Genomic DNA, 539 nt, shown 5'->3' on the forward strand with positions numbered 1-539 from the left:
GGCACTTTACTTAGCCGCGCCTAATAATCAGACGGTAGTTGTCTCAGATCAACTAACTAGTACCAGTCACCCACAAGATGCCGCTTTTGCGGGTATTGATGATGATACCTATCAAAAAAATGACTATCTAGATGAACAGCAAATACTGCCTGAGCCGAGTACGGATCCTAACGATTATTAACTTTTATTCTTACCCTTGATACCCTGATTATATTAGAGATGTTTATATGAGTCATTCTGAACTACCTGCTGACGTAACCGATTCTGCCACTGGTGAATCTGTCACTATCCAAACTGAGCACGGTCTATATGTTGATCCTAAAGCGTTGAGCGCTCATCTGCCCGCGTTGAGCTATCGCGACGATGCACTATATATGGAGCAGGTCAGTGTTGATGCGTTGGCAAAACAATATGGTACGCCATGCTATGTCTACTCAAAGCAGGCGATACTGGATGTTTATAAAGCCTATACCGATAGCTTCGCCAGTCTCAATCATCAGGTATGCTATGCGGTAAAAGCAAACTCGAATCTTGCAGTG

At 43.6% G+C, this 539-nt stretch carries 2 pseudogenes; both read left to right on the top strand.

What is annotated here, in order from left to right:
* Positions 1-181 (top strand): annotated as a pseudogene (locus ACS8FC_RS20360) (hypothetical protein); the annotation flags it as partial.
* Between the two features lie 46 nt (positions 182-227).
* Positions 228-539, top strand: a pseudogene (locus tag ACS8FC_RS20365) (diaminopimelate decarboxylase); the annotation flags it as partial.

It is taken from the genome of Psychrobacter sp. 1Y4, assembly GCF_051847555.1.